The following is a 15,127-nucleotide window of genomic DNA, read 5'->3' on the forward strand; positions in this document are numbered from 1 at the left end:
TTCCTAAACTATGATGGCAAGGGTCAAGAGGAAAGCGATCTCACAGAGCTGCTGGCTTGCACCGATCGTGTCGCCGGTATGGCCATCAAGCCGATTGCGGACATGCGTGGTGAAGGCTGCCACGATGCCTGTGCCAAAAACCGCACCGAGGAGTGCCGCATGCACGGGCAGTGCAGAGAGGCAAAGCACTGCGGTGAGCGTTGCTCCGAGGGTGAAAGCCGTTCGCGTCGCGTCGGGATCTGGCTTGCCGGCGGCCGATGCCACTCCGTCGGGACGCGCGGCAGGCAGGGATGACCAGTGCCAGACCATCAGCGTCCTGCTCAACACTGCCGCTGCCAACCAGCTCAGCCCGGCTGCCAGCGGTGGCATTTCCCCTATCAGGATCGCTACCGTCGCCACGCGGATCGCAACCGTCAGGATCAGGGCGAGCGCCCCATAGGTCCCGATGCGGCTGTCCTTCATGATCGCCAGAGCCTTTTCGCGGCTGCGGCCCCCGCCCAGTCCATCTGCTGTATCCGACAGACCATCCTCGTGGAGCGCACCCGTCAACATGATCTGCAGCGTGATCACGATGAGCGCGACGAGGACAGGATCGGCTCCGGAGACGGACAGGATGACCAGGATCAGGGCCGCGGGCAATGCGATGACGAAGCCGGCCAGGGGGAAGGCGGCCACCGTGCGGCGGAGGCTGCCGTCATGGCCGGCGAAAAAACGATCCGCCACCGGCAGGCGGCTCAGGAAGGAAATTGCGCGCGCCGTATCCTCGACAAGGTTCTGCACGACTTGCATGGTCCTCTTCCGTTTCGTCCTCGACCGCCTGCGTCGTTTTTTGAGTTGAGCGGCAAGGGTCCGGTCTTTATGAGAGAGGCCACAAAGCCTGATTTGCTGGAAGAATACAAGGAAGCCCCATTGATGACCGTCACCGGCCTGCCATTCGACGACTTCCGCGCCCTGCTGCGCGATCTGCCGGGCCCCAATAGTGCAGCGCTGGTGGCTGCCCGCGATCGTGACAGGCAATTGACGAAGCCGCCCGGGGCGCTGGGTCGGCTTGAGGAAATCGCCATGTGGCTCGCCGCCTGGAGCGGCCGTGCGCCGGCGGTGAACCGTCCGCTTGTCGCGATCTTCGCCGGCAATCACGGGGTGACCAAGCATGGCATCACGCCGTTCCCGCCGTCGGTGACCCAGCAGATGGTCGAGAACTTTGCGGCCGGCGGTGCGGCCATCAATCAGATCTGCGTCACCCATGACCTTGGGCTCAAGATCTTCGACCTGGCGCTCGACTATCCGACCGGCGATATCACCTGCGAGCCAGCGCTCTCGGAGCGCGACTGCGCGGCGACCATGGCCTTCGGCATGGAGGCGATTGCCGGCGGAACGGATCTTTTGTGCATTGGCGAAATGGGGATCGGCAACACCACGATCGCTGCGGCGATCAATCTGGCGCTTTATGGCGGTGAGGCGGAAGACTGGGTGGGGCCTGGTACCGGCTCCGAGGGTGAAGTGCTGGCGCGCAAGGTGGCGGCGGTGAAGCAGGCCGTGGCGTTCCACCAGGAACATCTTTCCGACCCGCTCGAAGTGCTGCGCCGTCTCGGTGGGCGCGAGATTGCCGCGATGGCCGGTGCCATCCTTGCCGCGCGTATGGAAAAGATCCCGGTATTGATTGACGGTTATGTGGCCACGGCTGCGGCTTCGATCCTCAAGGCAGCCAATCCGTCCGCGCTCGACCACTGCCTGATCGGTCACGTTTCGGGTGAGCCGGGCCATCTGCGGGCTATCGAGAGGCTCGGCAAGACGCCGCTTCTGGCTCTCGGCATGCGCCTCGGGGAAGGAACCGGTGCTGCACTCGCGGCCGGCATCGTCAAGGCTGCGGCGGCCTGCCATTCCGGCATGGCCACCTTCGAACAGGCTGGGGTATCCAACAAGTCGCATGACTGATCGTAACCACAAGGCGACGCCGGCCGAGAAACTGGCATCCGCAGCAATCCAGAAGAAGACGGGCATCGCCCACCTATTCGCCGCCGGACAGTATTCGGCGCAGGGGTTTCGGCGGCTCATACAGGAGGCGGCCTTCCGGCATGAACTCCTGGCCTTTTGCGCCGGTCTGGTGATCTTTGCGCTTGTCGGTGCCAGCCTGTTCGAGTTCATGGGCTTCATCGTGCTCATGCTGCTCATGTTCTGCGTCGAGGCGTTGAATACGGCTATCGAGGAGCTGGTGGATCGAATCTCGCCGGAGATTTCCACGGTCGGCCGCAATGCCAAGGATCTCGGATCCTTCGCGGTCTTTTGTCTGATCATCGCCAACGGCGTCTTCAGCGCCTATGTCGTGATCAGCAGGGTCTTCTTCGGCTGATTGATCAGGCAAACTGGCGACGACGGGGCTCGACGGCTTTTGCTTCGGTTACGGCCGGCAGGCTTTCGAGGACCCGGGTCGACGGCAGGATGGCGATGACCTCCGTGCCTTCGCGCAGCTTTGACTTGAGCTTGAACTCACCGCCATGCTTGGCAAGGATCGCCTGAACGATCGGCAGGCCGAGGCCGGTGCCCTGCTCGGCGCTCTTGATGGCAATTGAGCCCTGGCCGAAGGCCGAGAGCACAACCGGGATCTCATTTTCGGGGATGCCGGGGCCGTTGTCCCGGATGGAGATGTATTGTCCGCCGCCGGCGGTCCAGCCAGCCTTGACCATGATCTCGCCACCCTGAGGGGTGAATTTCACGGCGTTTGACAGGAGGTTCAGGATCACCTGACGCAACGCCTTTTCGTCTGCCCAGAGCGAGGGGAGGTTGCGTTCGAACTGTTCCTCGATCCGGATGCTCTTCGACTTTGCGCGCAGCTGGATCATGCCGATGCAGTCCTCGGTCAACTCGAGCAGGGAGACGCTCTCCTCGCTCAGTTCGTACTTTCCGGCCTCGATCCGCGACAGGTCGAGGATCTCGTTGATCAGTTCCAGGAGATGGGTTCCCGAGCGGTGGATGTCCCCTGCATATTCCTTGTAGAGCGGGTTGTTGAGCGGCCCCAGGACCTCGGTCGCCATCACCTCGGAAAAGCCGAGGATTGCGTTGAGCGGCGTGCGCAATTCATGTGACATGGAGGCGAGGAAGCGCGATTTTGCCATGTTGGCTTCTTCAGCGCGGCGGCGGGCTTCGTCGGACAGAGACTTTGCCACCTCCAGCTCGGCAATCAGGTCGTCCTTCTCGGTCTGGAAGGAGAGCAGTTTCAGATTGGCCTGATGCAGACGGCTGGTGATATAGATGAAGAAGATGAGGGCGGTGGTGAAGACGGCGGTAAGGCCGAGGTCTAACATGTCGCGGCTGACCGTGGCGACATAGGTGAGCGCAACAACAGTCGGCAGGAAGCTGAAGAGTACAGCCTGGCGCAACAGCATGCTGGCCATCGCAGTGATCGAGAGGGCGACAAGGAGGACTGCGCCCTTGTAGAAGATGAAGGAGGTCGGATTGCAGGTGGAGCAATCCTGCAGCGCGAAGATCGCCCAGGAGGTTCCCATGGCGACCTGCGACAGCAGCAGGATGCGGCGCCAGTTGCCCTGGTTCTCCGGCGTGATCTCGCTGCGGGAGGCCCGCTTGACGACGATGATGCCGATTGCATGCATTGTGAGCGCGAAAAGGCCCCAGATCAGGAAGTGCGGTTGCGACGTGAAATAGGCACCAGAGCCGGCGATCAGCAGGATGATGACAGGGATTACCGCTGCACCCTGAAGGGAGGCGGCCACATGCATGCCGAGAATTTCCACGTCGAAGGCTGGAGAGCTGCCCTGTCCGGATTGCAGGCGTTCACGGGTGGCGCGTACGGCACGCGTTGTAGCCCTGTTGCGATGGCCTCGCGTCAGGTCCAAAACATTCTTGTCCGCCGATGTGTCTACGCCATCACTCATTGCGTTGCAGTCTTCCGCGCCTTGGTGAACCCTAGCGGCCAATTCTTAAGAAGATCCTGTCGGGGAAGGATTTGTTTGCCATGTGTGAAAAGGATTCATTGGCGAAGTGGGTGGGAATGTGACCAAGAGGCTGCGGCGTCTGCGCGATCTGGCGGTCGGTCTCGCCATGGTGTCGCTGGCGCTGCTGATTGTCGCCAAACTCGAAAACGAGCAGGCGCAGCGGTTTCGTGGGCCGTTTTGGGTGATCGACGGGGATACGCTGGGCGCTGATGGCGAGCGGCTCCGCATCGACGGTCTCGATGCACCTGAACTGGGGCAGGGCTGCCAGACGGCGGATGGGGTAACCTATGCCTGTGGGGAAGAAGCGCAACGGACGCTTTGGGGCCTGGTGTCGAGAGGTGGATGGGAGTGTAGCGGAGCGCATCGAGATCGATATCACCGACTGCTGGTAATCTGCAGGCGTGGTCAGGATGATCTGGGGGCGCTTCTGGTTGCTTCGGGTGTGGCTGTTGCCGACGGGCGATATATCGCCGCCGAGGCAGAGGCCCGGCGGCGGGGCGAGGGGATCTGGGGCGGGGCGTTTGAGCGTCCCTCCGACTGGCGTCGTCAAAGGCAGGTCGAGGAAGCGGAACTCGCGAGCTGGGTCCAGACCTTGCTGCCCCGATGGATTTCGAAGTGGTTTGAGGAATGAGAGAGAATGGCTGCTGAGGGCCCCGCGCCGCCATCGATGCCACGCGCTGATCTGCCGTCGACGATCGATGCCTTGTCTGATGCGATCGCCCGCTGCCGGATCTGTCGCGACTGTCCGGCGGGTGGGTTGGAGCGGCGCATGGCGCATGAACCTCGGCCAGTTGCCTATCTCTCGGCGACGGCCCGGGTGTTAATCGCGGGTCAGGCGCCCGGGCTCAGGGTGCATGAGACCGGCGTTCCGTTCAATGATGTATCGGGTGACCGGTTGCGCCAATGGCTGGGCGTCGATCGTGAGATCTTCTATGATCGCTCACGCTTCGCCATCGCCCCGATGGGCTTTTGCTTCCCCGGCTATGACGAAAATGGCCACGATCTGCCGCCGCGGCGGGAGTGCTCGCCACGCTGGCGCCAGGCCGTGATGGATGCGATGCCCCAGGTGGAGCTCATCCTGGCGATCGGGCAGTATGCCCAGGCTTGGCACCTTGGTCCCGTCAGGCGCAAGACGATGACCGAGACGGTAGCGCAGTGGCGGGACGTTCTTCTCTCGAGCCGTCCGGGGCCGCGCATGCTGCCGCTTCCGCATCCCAGCTGGCGCAACACCGGCTGGCTCAAGCGTCACCCGTGGTTCGAGGCAGAGGTGCTTCCTGTCCTGCGGCGGGAAGTTTCGCTGTTGATAGGCTGAAATGATTTTCCATAATTTTTAACAAATCCGCTATATCAAGGAAAATCAGTTTTACAGGACTTGTCATGGATCGCCTCGACCGCAAAATTCTCCGCATCCTCCAGGAAGATTCGACACTGGCCGTGGCGGATCTCGCGAAGAAGGTTGGCCTCTCCACTACGCCCTGTTGGCGCCGTATTCAGAAGATGGAGGAGGACGGGGTCATCCGTCGCCGTGTGGCGCTGCTTGATCCGGCCAAGGTCAATACGAAGGTGACCGTCTTCGTCTCGATCCGAACCTCCAGCCACTCGATCGAATGGCTGAAGCGCTTTTCGGAAGTGGTGTCGGAATTTCCGGAAGTGGTCGAATTCTATCGGATGAGCGGCGATGTCGACTATCTGCTGCGGGTCGTCGTGCCCGATATCGCAGCCTATGACGCCTTCTATAAGCGGATGATCGCCAAGATCGAGATCCGCGACGTCTCCTCGGCCTTTGCCATGGAGCAGATCAAGTACACGACCGAGCTGCCGCTCGACTACATGATGATCGATAACCAGAAGTCCCAGGAAGACTGAGGGGCGCAGCTGCGCTCCCTCCGCTTCTCATTTTTCCAGGCGGGCCAGCAAGGACGACGTGTCCCAGCGATGGCCGCCGAGCTTCTGCACCTCGCCATAGAACTGATCGACCAGGGCCGTTACGGGCAGATTGGCGCCGTTGCGGCGTGCTTCGGTGAGCACGATGTCGAGGTCCTTGCGCATCCAGTCGACGGCGAAGCCGAAGTCGTATTTGCCCTGGTTCATGGTCTTGTGGCGGTTTTCCATCTGCCAGGAGCCGGCGGCCCCCTTCGAGATCACCTCGATGACCTTCTCGATGTCGAGGCCGGCCTTCTTGCCGAAATGCACACCTTCCGCCAAGCCTTGGACAAGGCCGGCGATGCAGATCTGGTTGACCATCTTGGTCAGTTGGCCGGCACCCGCCGGACCCATGAGGCCAACCATGCGGGCATAGGCATCGATCACCGGCCGTGCCTTGTCGAAGGTCTCGGGTTCGCCGCCGCACATGACGGTGAGTACGCCATTTTCCGCGCCTGCCTGACCGCCTGAGACGGGGGCGTCGATGAAGCCGCAGCCCTTGGCCGCCGTCGCATCGGCGAGTTCGCGGGCGACTTCGGCTGACGCAGTCGTATTGTCGATCAGGATGGCGCCCGCTTTCATCGCGGCGATGACACCGTTTTCGCCTACTGTGACCGAGCGCAGGTCATCGTCATTGCCGACGCAGGTGAAGACGAAATCGGCGTCCTCGGCAGCCTCTGCCGGTGTAAGGCCATAGCTGCCGCCGAACTTCGCGACCCAGTCTTCAGCCTTGGCGGTCGTGCGGTTATAGACTTTGACCTCATGGCCACCCTTGACCCTCAGGTGACCGGCCATGGGAAACCCCATCACGCCCAATCCGATGAATGCGACCTTTGCCATATGTCCTGCCTCTGCCATTTTCCACGAACGAGCGGAAAGGCATAAAGCAAGGACGGCGATCGGAAAAGGTCGTGTCCAATCTCCTCGCGCCTGCAGGTGTCTCATTCGACGACAGAGGCAGTCGACTGTTCTCCGTCGAGGCGTTTTGAGCGTTCGCCCAGTGAATCGGATATCTCCTGCCAGATGCGTCGAAGGCGCCGGACATGCAGGTCGTCAGCGATCCAGCCCATCATGTGTTCAACCCTGATCTTGATCTCGGAGGGGGTCAGTCCGAGTTTCTCCCGGAACCAGCGGCAGAATTCATCCGGATTCTGCGCCGCCTTGACGCTGACCCCATCGACCATCAGCAGGCTCACTCCGCCGAGGTGGCAGATGTCGCGCAGGTTCTGGGTAGGGGCGACGAGTATGCCCGCGAGCAGCAGGTCGAACTCCTCGGGACTGTCACGATCCACGCGGCCAAGCTGGTTATAATCGATTGCCCGCTCTAGGTCGAAGATGGTGCGGATCTGCATTTCCCGAAGCACCAGGAATTTTTCCAGTCCAACGAGATGACACAGTTGCGCCTGCGCGATCCAGTCGACTGCCTGGTAGATGCCGTAGGGCGATTCGATGTGCAGCATGATCGGGTTGTAGGTGGCGAGCCCCTGGACGTCATAGATGCCGCATTCCTGCAGCCGGAAACGTGTCGCGTAGTCGATGCCGTCAAGGGCATCGAGCGGGGTGATCCGCGTGATCCTGTTGAAGCGGTCGTCGTCCATCTTGACCCAGGAGATCAGCGACTGGAGGCGCAACAGGGCAAATTTTGACGCGCTGTCGGGCATATATCCAAGAACCGGGGCGAGAATGAGCCAGATTCGCGACACCTCCGGGATGCTCGTTGCGGCCGCGTTCTGGGCGTCCGGTGCCGTCGCCGCTCCTGCCAGTGTCAGGCCGAGGCTCGGATCGGGAATGGCGTAGTAGAGGGCCAGGATGAAGATCACCGAGACGATCGTCTCCACCGTGTACCGCACGAAGGTGAAGGCTGACAGATCGAAGACCGCGAGGCCGCGCATAAAGCCTCGTATGGCTGCGAGGTAGGCGCCGGCGAAGGCAAGACCAGCAATCAGATAAAACCGCTCGCTGCATCCGTTGCCGCCGGTGATGCAGGTGGAGTTGCCAAGGCTCATGCCGATACCCTTCAAAAGGGCATCCGTTCCGTAATAGGTAACGACCACCATCCCGATAGAGGCGATCAGCAGCCTGAAATCGCTCCAACCTGCAAACCCTATCCGTTCGATGATGAAGTTGATCTGCTCGGCGGGGGACAATTCGTCGAATTTCCTCTGATCCTCGGAACCCAACCGCAGATCCTGAACATACTTCGACCGGACGAATTCTACGGATGGGTTGACGTTTCCCCGGCCGCCCGGGCCGATGCCCGCTGTCGACGGAAAGGACATCAGGAAGTCACGGATGATCAGCAGGCGTCGAAGCCGCATCTCGTATCGCGCATAGACGAAAACCAGTGGTGTCAAGACTGCCACCAGCGTGGCGTAGCCGTTCGTCGGGCCTACCGTAGTGACTAGGTCGCCGAAAGCGTTAATTAGCGAAATTCCTAAATTGCCCGACTCCATTGCACAGCCCCCCTGTTCCCCGTTGGCAATCTTACAGGTTCCAGGGGTTGCTGGCTACGATATATAAGCATTCATAGATTGCATAATGCAATCATAAGGTTGTTTGTGTCAGATCTTGCGCGCCACGACCAGATGCCCCGGTGACGGGTTGCCGTCCTGCATGCGCACGTTGATGTCTCCGATCTCGACAATCTCGAAGCCGGTGGCGGCCAGACGCTCGCGGACATAGGTCTCTGCATGAACGAAGCGCTGATGAGGGCCAACCAGGAAGGGGCGGTCTGCCATGATCTCTTCCGGCATGGTTTCGGAAGAGAAGATGAAGAGGCCTCCGTCCGACATGTTCTCGGCGGCGCCGAAAAACAGCGGTTCGAGGGCTCCGAGATACGGCAAAACATCGGTTGCTGTGACGAGGTCGAAGGGCTCATCATCATTGTCTTCGAGGAAGTCCTCGAGTTCGGCGACATAGAGGGTCTCGTAGAGATCCTTTTCATGGGCGATCTCGACCATCTTTTCCGAGATGTCGATGCCGGTCATGTCGGCCACCATGTCGCGCAGCGCGCCGCCGGTGAGGCCTGTGCCACAGCCGAGGTCAAGGAGGCGCTTGAAGGGGCCGAGCCCGAGCGCCTGCAGGCGCTGGCGCACCATCATCGGCACGGTATAGCCGAGCTGTTCGACGAGAATGTCCTCGAAAGCCTCGGCATGCTGGTCGAAGAGGGTCTCGACATAGGCGTCGGGTGCCTTGGGTGGCGCTTCGCCGCGACCGAGGGCGGCAATGCGCACGGAGGCGCCGCCGTGATCGTCCGGGTCGATCGCCAGCACCTCTTCATAGGCCTTCACGGCAGCGTCGATGTCGCCGGCCTTTTCCAGGGCAAGTGCGCGATTATAGGCTTCCGCCAGTGCTTCTTCGTCGATCTTGGCCATCCGGGCCTCCTGTTCTTGCGGCCGCATGCGAGCGGCCTTTGCCGGTCGTCTAGCGGGTCGGGTCCGGATTGGCAATGAAAAGGGAGCTGCCTCGTTCGGCAGTATGGCCGCAGACCTCCGATTCTGGCGTGTGCCACCTCAGTGGAGGATGAATTCACCCTTCAGCGACCGCCATTCGGTCGGCGCGATCATCTTCTTGTGCACGTAGGTCACCGAATGCAGCGGTCCTTCGATCTTGTCCTGCCAGAAGCGCAGGAAGCCGCGCATCTCTGGAAAGTCGGGGGCGAGATCGTAATGCTGCCAGATATAGGTCTGGAGCAGGGAAGGGTGATCGGGGAGGCGGTAGATGATCTGGGCGGTGGTTAGCCCGTAACCCTTGAGCATCAGTTCCATTTCGCTGTTCATGTCCGTTCGTCCGTATCCCGTGGCATGGGATCGGCGCGGACGGTGTCATCGCTTCCGCGACCGACCGGGGCCGCGACCAACGCGGGCCCTGTCACCATGGAAACATCACGTGGTGAAGGAAGTGCTAATGATGCGTCGGCCGCGCGGCATGCGACGCGGCCGAGCCTTGAGGGTTACCGCTTGAGGTGACGGGTGAGGCGTGCCTCGATCGCGGCCCAGGTGTGGCGCAGGGTTTCGACGATGGCGAGGTAGAAGATCGCCGCCCACAGATAGGTCTGGTAGTCGAAGGTGCGCGAGAAGGCGTAGCGGGTCTGGCCCATCAGGTCGAGCACCGTGACAACCGCGACGACGGCCGAGCCCTTGATCATGAAGATGATCTCGTTGCCATAGGGACGCAAGGCGACGATCAGCGCCTGCGGAAGTATGATCTTCCAGAAGGTGATCGAGGTCGGCAGGCCCAGCGATTTGGCGCCCTCGGTCTGGCCCCGTGGCACGCTCTCGATCGCCCCGCGCAGGATTTCCGCCTGGTAGGCCGCCGTGTTCAGCGTCATCGCAAAGAGTGCGCAATACCAGGCCTCGCGGAAGAACCACCACAGGCCCACCGCTTCGATCTGCGACCTGAAGGAGCCGAGGCCATAGTAGATCAGGAATATCTGCAACAGCATCGGCGTGCTGCGGAAGACGTAGACATAGGTGTAGGAGATTGCGCTCAGGATCGGGTTCTTCGCCATGCGCGCGAAGGTAACCGGAACGGAGAGAACGGCACCAAGGGTGATGGAGATTGCGGTCAGGGCGAGGGTGGTCGCAAGGCCGTTGAGGTAGCGGGGGCCGTATCGGCTGACCTTGTCCATGTCCCAGTTGGACACGACAGACCAGAGCAGTGCCACGCCGAGCCCAAGCCACAGGCAGACCAGTGCATAACCCAGGATCCGCGTGCCTGTAATCCGGGTCCTGAGGGTCGAGGGGGCCGGACGGGCGGGGATGATTTCCAGTGTATGGCTCATCGGCCGGCCTCCGAGCGGTTGGCCCAGCGCGAGATCGCGTTCAGCCCGACAGAGGAGATGCTGGCGAGGACAAGGTAGATGAGACAGGCCAGACCATAGAACAGGAAGGCTTCCTTGGTGACGCGTGCGGCAACGCCGGTCTGTCGGAGGATGTCCGTGAGGCCGATCACAGAGACGAGCGCGGTGTCCTTGAGAAGCACCAGCCAAAGATTGCTGAGGCCGGGCAGGGCTATCCGTATCAGTTGTGGCACGATGACCAGCGACATCGTCTTGCTCTTGGAGAGGCCAACCGCGCTGCCAGCCTCGTACTGGCCCTTGGGAATGGCTCGAAAGGCGGATAGCAGGACTTCAGAGGCGTAGGATGAAAAGACAACGGAGAGCGCCAGCATGCCGGCAACAAAGGCGTTGATCTCGATTCTCTGCTCGCTTCCCAGCCAAGTCAGGAGAGACTGCAGGGCGATCTGGAAGCCATAGTAGACAATGAACAGTGTCAGCAGTTCGGGGAGGCCGCGGAAGATCGTCGTGTAGATCCCTGCCGCGATCCGGAGGCTTTTCTCCTGCGACTGCATGGCGAGGGCGATAACGAAGCCAAGCGTCAAGCCGAGCGGCAGTGTCAACAGCGCCAGTGATATGGTGACCTTGACACCAAATGCGATGTCGTCGCCCCAACCTGTGTCCCCGCAAGCGACAAGCGTGTCGGCAGCCAGAAGACGGAAGACCCCCACCGGGCCACAGAACGGATCGAAGGTATAACTGATCCAGGCCCAGATCGAGCCGAGTGCGGAAGACAATCCGCCCATGCCATTCCCCCTTGGCGGTTTTTTCCGCCTTTTTGATCGTCATGCCGTCCAAATGCAAAATGGCGGAAGTGTCCGACTTCCGCCACTCGTTTTCTCATATGATTCCTGGTTTACTGGCCGTAAACGTCGAAATCGAAATACTTCTTGTTGATTTCGGCATACTTGCCGTTGGCGCGGATGGCCTCGATCGCGGCAGAGAACTTGTCTGCGAGCGCGGTTTCGCCCTTGCGCACGGCAATGCCTGCGCCTTCGCCGTTGATCTCGACATCCACTGCGAGCGGGGTCAGGATCTTGCAGCAGGTGCCAGCATCCGACTTCAGCCATTCCGACAGGACGACGATGTCATCGACGACGGCGTCAACGCGGCCGCCTTCGAGATCGAGCTTGTACTCGTCAGCCGTCGGATAGAGCTTCAGCTCGGAATCCGCCATGTGCTTTTCGGCATAGTTGGCGTGGGTGGTCGAAGACTGCGCGCCGATCGTCTTGCCCTTCAGGCCGGCGAGATCGGTAATCGGCGAATCCTTCGGCACGGCAACGGCCGGCGGAGTGTTGTAGTACTTCTTCGAGAAGTCGACCTTCTCAAGGCGCTCCGGCGTGATCGACATGGAGGCGATGATGGCGTCGAACTTCTTGGCCTGCAGCGCCGGGATGATGCCGTCCCAGTCCTGGGTCACGAATTCGCAGGTCACCTTCATTTCTTCGCAAAGCGCCTTGGCGATGTCGATGTCGAAGCCGACGAGAGAGCCATCGGCTTCCAGGTTGTTGAAGGGCGGGTAAGCGCCTTCGGTGCCGATGATCAGCTTCTCTTGAGCCATGGCCGAGCCGGCAAAGAGCGACAGGGCAGCGATCGAAGCTGCGGCCAGAAAACGTGTCGGAATACGCATAGGATCCTCTCTGTTGGCGGACGCCGCTTGTTGTTTTGCCGCAGCTGTCCGTGATCGTGTGGCATGGTCGGCCACACTTGGGCCCAATATTCGTCTTGTTTGAGGGATGAAATCAACAGGAAACGGCAATGTCACCGAAAAATGCTCTGGTTGATGATTTCTGAAGGGGTGGAGATCTTCCGGAACGTCCACGGACATGGCTAATGGAGTAAAACACGTCCGAACTCGTTCAGGCAGGGTTAATCATGCAGAACCTAGCTTGGCGGCAAATGTGCGGTGTGTGTCATCGGCACTTTATTGAATGGCATCGTCCGAACGATCCTGTCGGAAGCGGTGTGTAGGGAAGGAAACACGAAGCATGTTGAAAAGTAGATTGCTGGCCACGGTTGCGATCCCCGTGCTGTCGGTGGCGATGGTGGCGAAGCCTGTCGCCGCTTCGATTATCGGCATGGGGGATAGCCAGACCCATACACGGCAGGCCGAGGAGGCGCTGATCCAGCTCGCCCAGGCGATTGTCTGTGGTGACGGGTCGGAAGCACCGGATGCCGAGACCTGTGCTGCCCGCGATGCGCAGGCTGCTGCCGAAGAAGAGCAGCGCCGCGCCGCCGAGGAAGAAGCCCAGCGTGCTGCCGAGGAAGAGGCACAGCGCGCTGCGGAAGAAGAAGCTCAGCGCCAGGCGGAGGCCGAGGCGCAGGCTCAGCAGCAGGCCGAAGCGGAAGCCGAAGCACAGCGTGCTGCGGAAGAAGAGGCCCAGCGCCAAGCTGAAGCGGAAGCCGAAGCCCAGCGGGCTGCGGAAGAAGAGGCACAGCGTCAGGCGGAAGCCGAAGCCGAATCCCAGCGTCAGGCCGAAGCGGAAGCAGAAGCCCAGCGTCAGGCTGAGGCCGATGCGCAGGCCCAGCGTCAGGCCGAGGCGGAAGCAGAAGCCCAGCGGGCTGCGGAAGAAGAGGCCCAGCGTCAGGCCGAGGCCGAGGCAGAAGCCCAACGCCAGGCCGAAGCGGATGCACAGGCACAGCAGCAGGCTGAGGAAGCCCAGCAGGCCGAACAGCCTGTTGAGGAGCCGGCCCCGCAGTCCGTTACCTGCGCAGACGGTTCTGAGGCTGCTTCCGAAGCTGACTGTGCTGCACCGGCAACCCCGGAGGAGCAGCCTGCCGAAGAGCAGCAGCAAACCGAAGAACAGCCTCAGGAAGACCAGCAGCCCACCGATGACGTTGCTCCCGAGCAGACGGAAGATCAGGCTCCGGCAGCAGACGGTGAACTGCGTCCCGGTCAGGATGCCACTGGCGAGCAGCCGGCGACAGACGGCGAAGCACCGGCCGACCAAGCCGACCAACAGCAGACCCAGGATCAGGCAACCGAAGAGGTGCCGGCAGATAGTCAGCCCGAGGGTGAGCAGGTTCTCGTGCCTGCTGTCGAACCGCCCGCCGACCAGCCCGTCGAAGAGATCACCGACACGCGTACAGTCGAAGAGAAGGAAGCCATCGCCGAGGATCCGTCGCAGACGTCCGAGACCGTGGTTCTGCCGGTCGATAACGGCGCGGCCGTGCTCGACAGCGACAAGGACGCCGACAACACAGGTGGTGCCGATGTGCGTGAGCAGCGCGATGAACTGAGGGCTCAGGAAGACGTCGCTCCGCCGCCGGAAACGGATGCCGAGGCTCAGGCCGATTCTGTTGTCGTCGATCCGGAGACGATCCAGGCGACGATCGCGGAAACCGGCACGACGCTCGATGCAGCGCCGACCTTCGACGTGCCGACGACCGTTACCAATGTAACGAACAGCAATGTGACGAACAACGTCACCAACAATGTCACGAACAACACCACGATCATCCAGAACACTGTGGTCAATCAGGTCACGGAGGTCCGTGTTATCGAGCAGATCGACAATCGGACCGTCATCAATATCGGAAACCAGATTATCGTGCGCGGCGACGATCGCGAGCGGCTGCGCTATGATGCGGAAGAGACCTATTACGAGCAGCTCTCCCGCGGTCGCGTGCGCGAAACGATCGAGCGTGCTGATGGCAGTAAGCTGGTGACCGTCTACAACCGCTATGGCGACATCATCATCCGCTCGCGCATCTCGCCGCGCGGTCGTGAATATGTTCTGATGTATTCGCCGGAGGCGGATGGTCAGCGTCCGACCATGTATATCGACGTCGGTCTTTCGCTGCCGCCGATGCGTCTGACCATTCCGGTCGACGACTATATCGTCAGCACGACCCGTTCGCCTGACCGAGACTACTACGACTTCCTCGCCCGCCCGCCGGTCGAGCGTGTCGAGCGCGTGTACTCGATCGACGAGGTCAAGTCGTCCGCCCGTATCCGCGACAAGGTTCGTCGTATCGACCTTGATACGATCACCTTCCCGTCGGGTTCGGCCGAGGTGCCGCTGGAGCAGGCCCGTACCCTGCGTAAGGTGGCCCAGGCGATGGAACAGTTGCTCGAAAAGGACCCTGGCGAAGTCTTCCTGATCGAAGGCCACACCGATGCCGTTGGTTCTGACCGTTCGAACCTGATCCTGTCGGACAAGCGTGCGGCAACGGTCGCGAACCTGCTGACCGAAGTTTACGGTATCCCGCCGGAAAACATGTCGGTGCAGGGCTATGGAGAGCGCTTCCTGAAGATCCGCACCGAAGCCGCCGAGCAGCAGAACCGTCGTGTCGCGATCCGTCGCGTGACCACGCTGGTTCGACCGGCCAACGCGTCGAGCAACGACTAACATCGATCTCATGTACAGGAAGGCCGCCGGAGCAATCCGGCGGCCTTCTGCATTGAGGATGGACG

Annotated in this window: 15 protein-coding genes; 6 read left to right on the forward strand and 9 right to left on the reverse strand. The window is 61.3% G+C overall.

The window, feature by feature from the left end; all coding sequences use genetic code 11:
* Window positions 1-3: 3 nt before the first annotated feature.
* Entirely contained in the window at window positions 4-789 is a 786-nt protein-coding gene (gene cobS, locus J2045_RS12070) for an adenosylcobinamide-GDP ribazoletransferase (RefSeq protein WP_307373014.1), read from the reverse strand.
* Window positions 790-912: 123 nt separating this feature from the next.
* Between cobS and cobT the strand changes: the two genes are divergently transcribed.
* Together cobT and J2045_RS12080 are read left to right on the forward strand one after the other, a co-directional pair.
* Window positions 913-1,935: a nicotinate-nucleotide--dimethylbenzimidazole phosphoribosyltransferase gene (gene cobT, locus J2045_RS12075; RefSeq protein WP_307373327.1), complete on the forward strand. Its 1,023-nt coding sequence runs from the start codon at window positions 913-915 to the stop codon at window positions 1,933-1,935.
* A complete protein-coding gene (locus J2045_RS12080; protein WP_307373015.1) occupies window positions 1,928-2,350 on the forward strand; it encodes a diacylglycerol kinase in 423 nt (140 codons plus the stop codon). Before cobT ends, J2045_RS12080 begins: the two co-directional genes overlap by 8 nt.
* 4 nt (window positions 2,351-2,354) lie before the next feature.
* Here J2045_RS12080 and J2045_RS12085 read toward each other — a convergent pair whose 3' ends face one another.
* Entirely contained in the window at window positions 2,355-3,890 is a 1,536-nt protein-coding gene (locus J2045_RS12085) for a sensor histidine kinase (RefSeq protein WP_307373017.1), read from the reverse strand.
* Between the two features lie 118 nt (window positions 3,891-4,008).
* Here J2045_RS12085 and J2045_RS12090 point away from each other — a divergent pair, with 118 nt between their 5' ends.
* The 3 genes from J2045_RS12090 (at window position 4,009) to J2045_RS12100 (ending at window position 5,816) form a co-directional block, all read left to right on the forward strand.
* Entirely contained in the window at window positions 4,009-4,581 is a 573-nt protein-coding gene (locus J2045_RS12090) for a thermonuclease family protein (protein WP_307373019.1), read from the forward strand.
* A 36-nt stretch (window positions 4,582-4,617) separates the two neighbouring features.
* Window positions 4,618-5,262 carry a uracil-DNA glycosylase family protein gene (locus J2045_RS12095; RefSeq protein WP_307373329.1) on the forward strand — a complete coding sequence of 215 codons (645 nt, stop codon included), beginning with the start codon at window positions 4,618-4,620 and terminating at the stop codon, window positions 5,260-5,262.
* Between the two features lie 65 nt (window positions 5,263-5,327).
* Complete coding sequence (locus J2045_RS12100) at window positions 5,328-5,816, forward strand: Lrp/AsnC family transcriptional regulator (protein WP_102020303.1); 489 nt, start codon at window positions 5,328-5,330, stop codon at window positions 5,814-5,816.
* A 27-nt stretch (window positions 5,817-5,843) separates the two neighbouring features.
* Here the strand turns inward: J2045_RS12100 and J2045_RS12105 are convergent, their stop codons facing one another.
* The 7 genes from J2045_RS12105 to J2045_RS12135 all read right to left on the reverse strand — a co-directional run bounded on the left by J2045_RS12105 (window position 5,844) and on the right by J2045_RS12135 (window position 12,340).
* Window positions 5,844-6,713, reverse strand: coding sequence for an NAD(P)-dependent oxidoreductase (locus tag J2045_RS12105; RefSeq protein ID WP_166599640.1), 870 nt, complete (start codon window positions 6,711-6,713; stop codon window positions 5,844-5,846).
* A 101-nt stretch (window positions 6,714-6,814) separates the two neighbouring features.
* Window positions 6,815-8,227 (reverse strand): hypothetical protein, encoded by a 1,413-nt coding sequence (locus J2045_RS12110; RefSeq protein WP_307373020.1) that lies wholly within the window; start codon window positions 8,225-8,227, stop codon window positions 6,815-6,817.
* 207 nt (window positions 8,228-8,434) lie between these two features.
* Window positions 8,435-9,247, reverse strand: coding sequence for a class I SAM-dependent methyltransferase (locus J2045_RS12115; protein ID WP_166599642.1), 813 nt, complete (start codon window positions 9,245-9,247; stop codon window positions 8,435-8,437).
* 138 nt (window positions 9,248-9,385) lie between these two features.
* Window positions 9,386-9,652: an usg protein gene (locus J2045_RS12120; RefSeq protein WP_307373022.1), complete on the reverse strand. Its 267-nt coding sequence runs from the start codon at window positions 9,650-9,652 to the stop codon at window positions 9,386-9,388.
* A gap of 173 nt (window positions 9,653-9,825) precedes the next feature.
* Window positions 9,826-10,656 (reverse strand): ABC transporter permease, encoded by an 831-nt coding sequence (locus tag J2045_RS12125; RefSeq protein WP_307373024.1) that lies wholly within the window; start codon window positions 10,654-10,656, stop codon window positions 9,826-9,828.
* Entirely contained in the window at window positions 10,653-11,456 is an 804-nt protein-coding gene (locus J2045_RS12130; RefSeq protein ID WP_166599645.1) for an ABC transporter permease, read from the reverse strand. Before J2045_RS12130 ends, J2045_RS12125 begins: the two co-directional genes overlap by 4 nt.
* Window positions 11,457-11,566: 110 nt before the next feature.
* Window positions 11,567-12,340: an ABC transporter substrate-binding protein gene (locus J2045_RS12135; protein ID WP_166599646.1), complete on the reverse strand. Its 774-nt coding sequence runs from the start codon at window positions 12,338-12,340 to the stop codon at window positions 11,567-11,569.
* A gap of 358 nt (window positions 12,341-12,698) precedes the next feature.
* Between J2045_RS12135 and J2045_RS12140 the strand changes: the two genes are divergently transcribed.
* The gene (locus tag J2045_RS12140; protein WP_307373025.1) at window positions 12,699-15,062 is read left to right on the forward strand and encodes an OmpA family protein; all 2,364 of its coding nucleotides are present in this window, start codon (window positions 12,699-12,701) and stop codon (window positions 15,060-15,062) included.
* The last annotated feature ends 65 nt before the right edge of the window (window positions 15,063-15,127 follow it).

Source organism: Peteryoungia aggregata LMG 23059 (assembly GCF_030814435.1).
GTDB lineage: Bacteria > Pseudomonadota > Alphaproteobacteria > Rhizobiales > Rhizobiaceae > Allorhizobium > Allorhizobium aggregatum.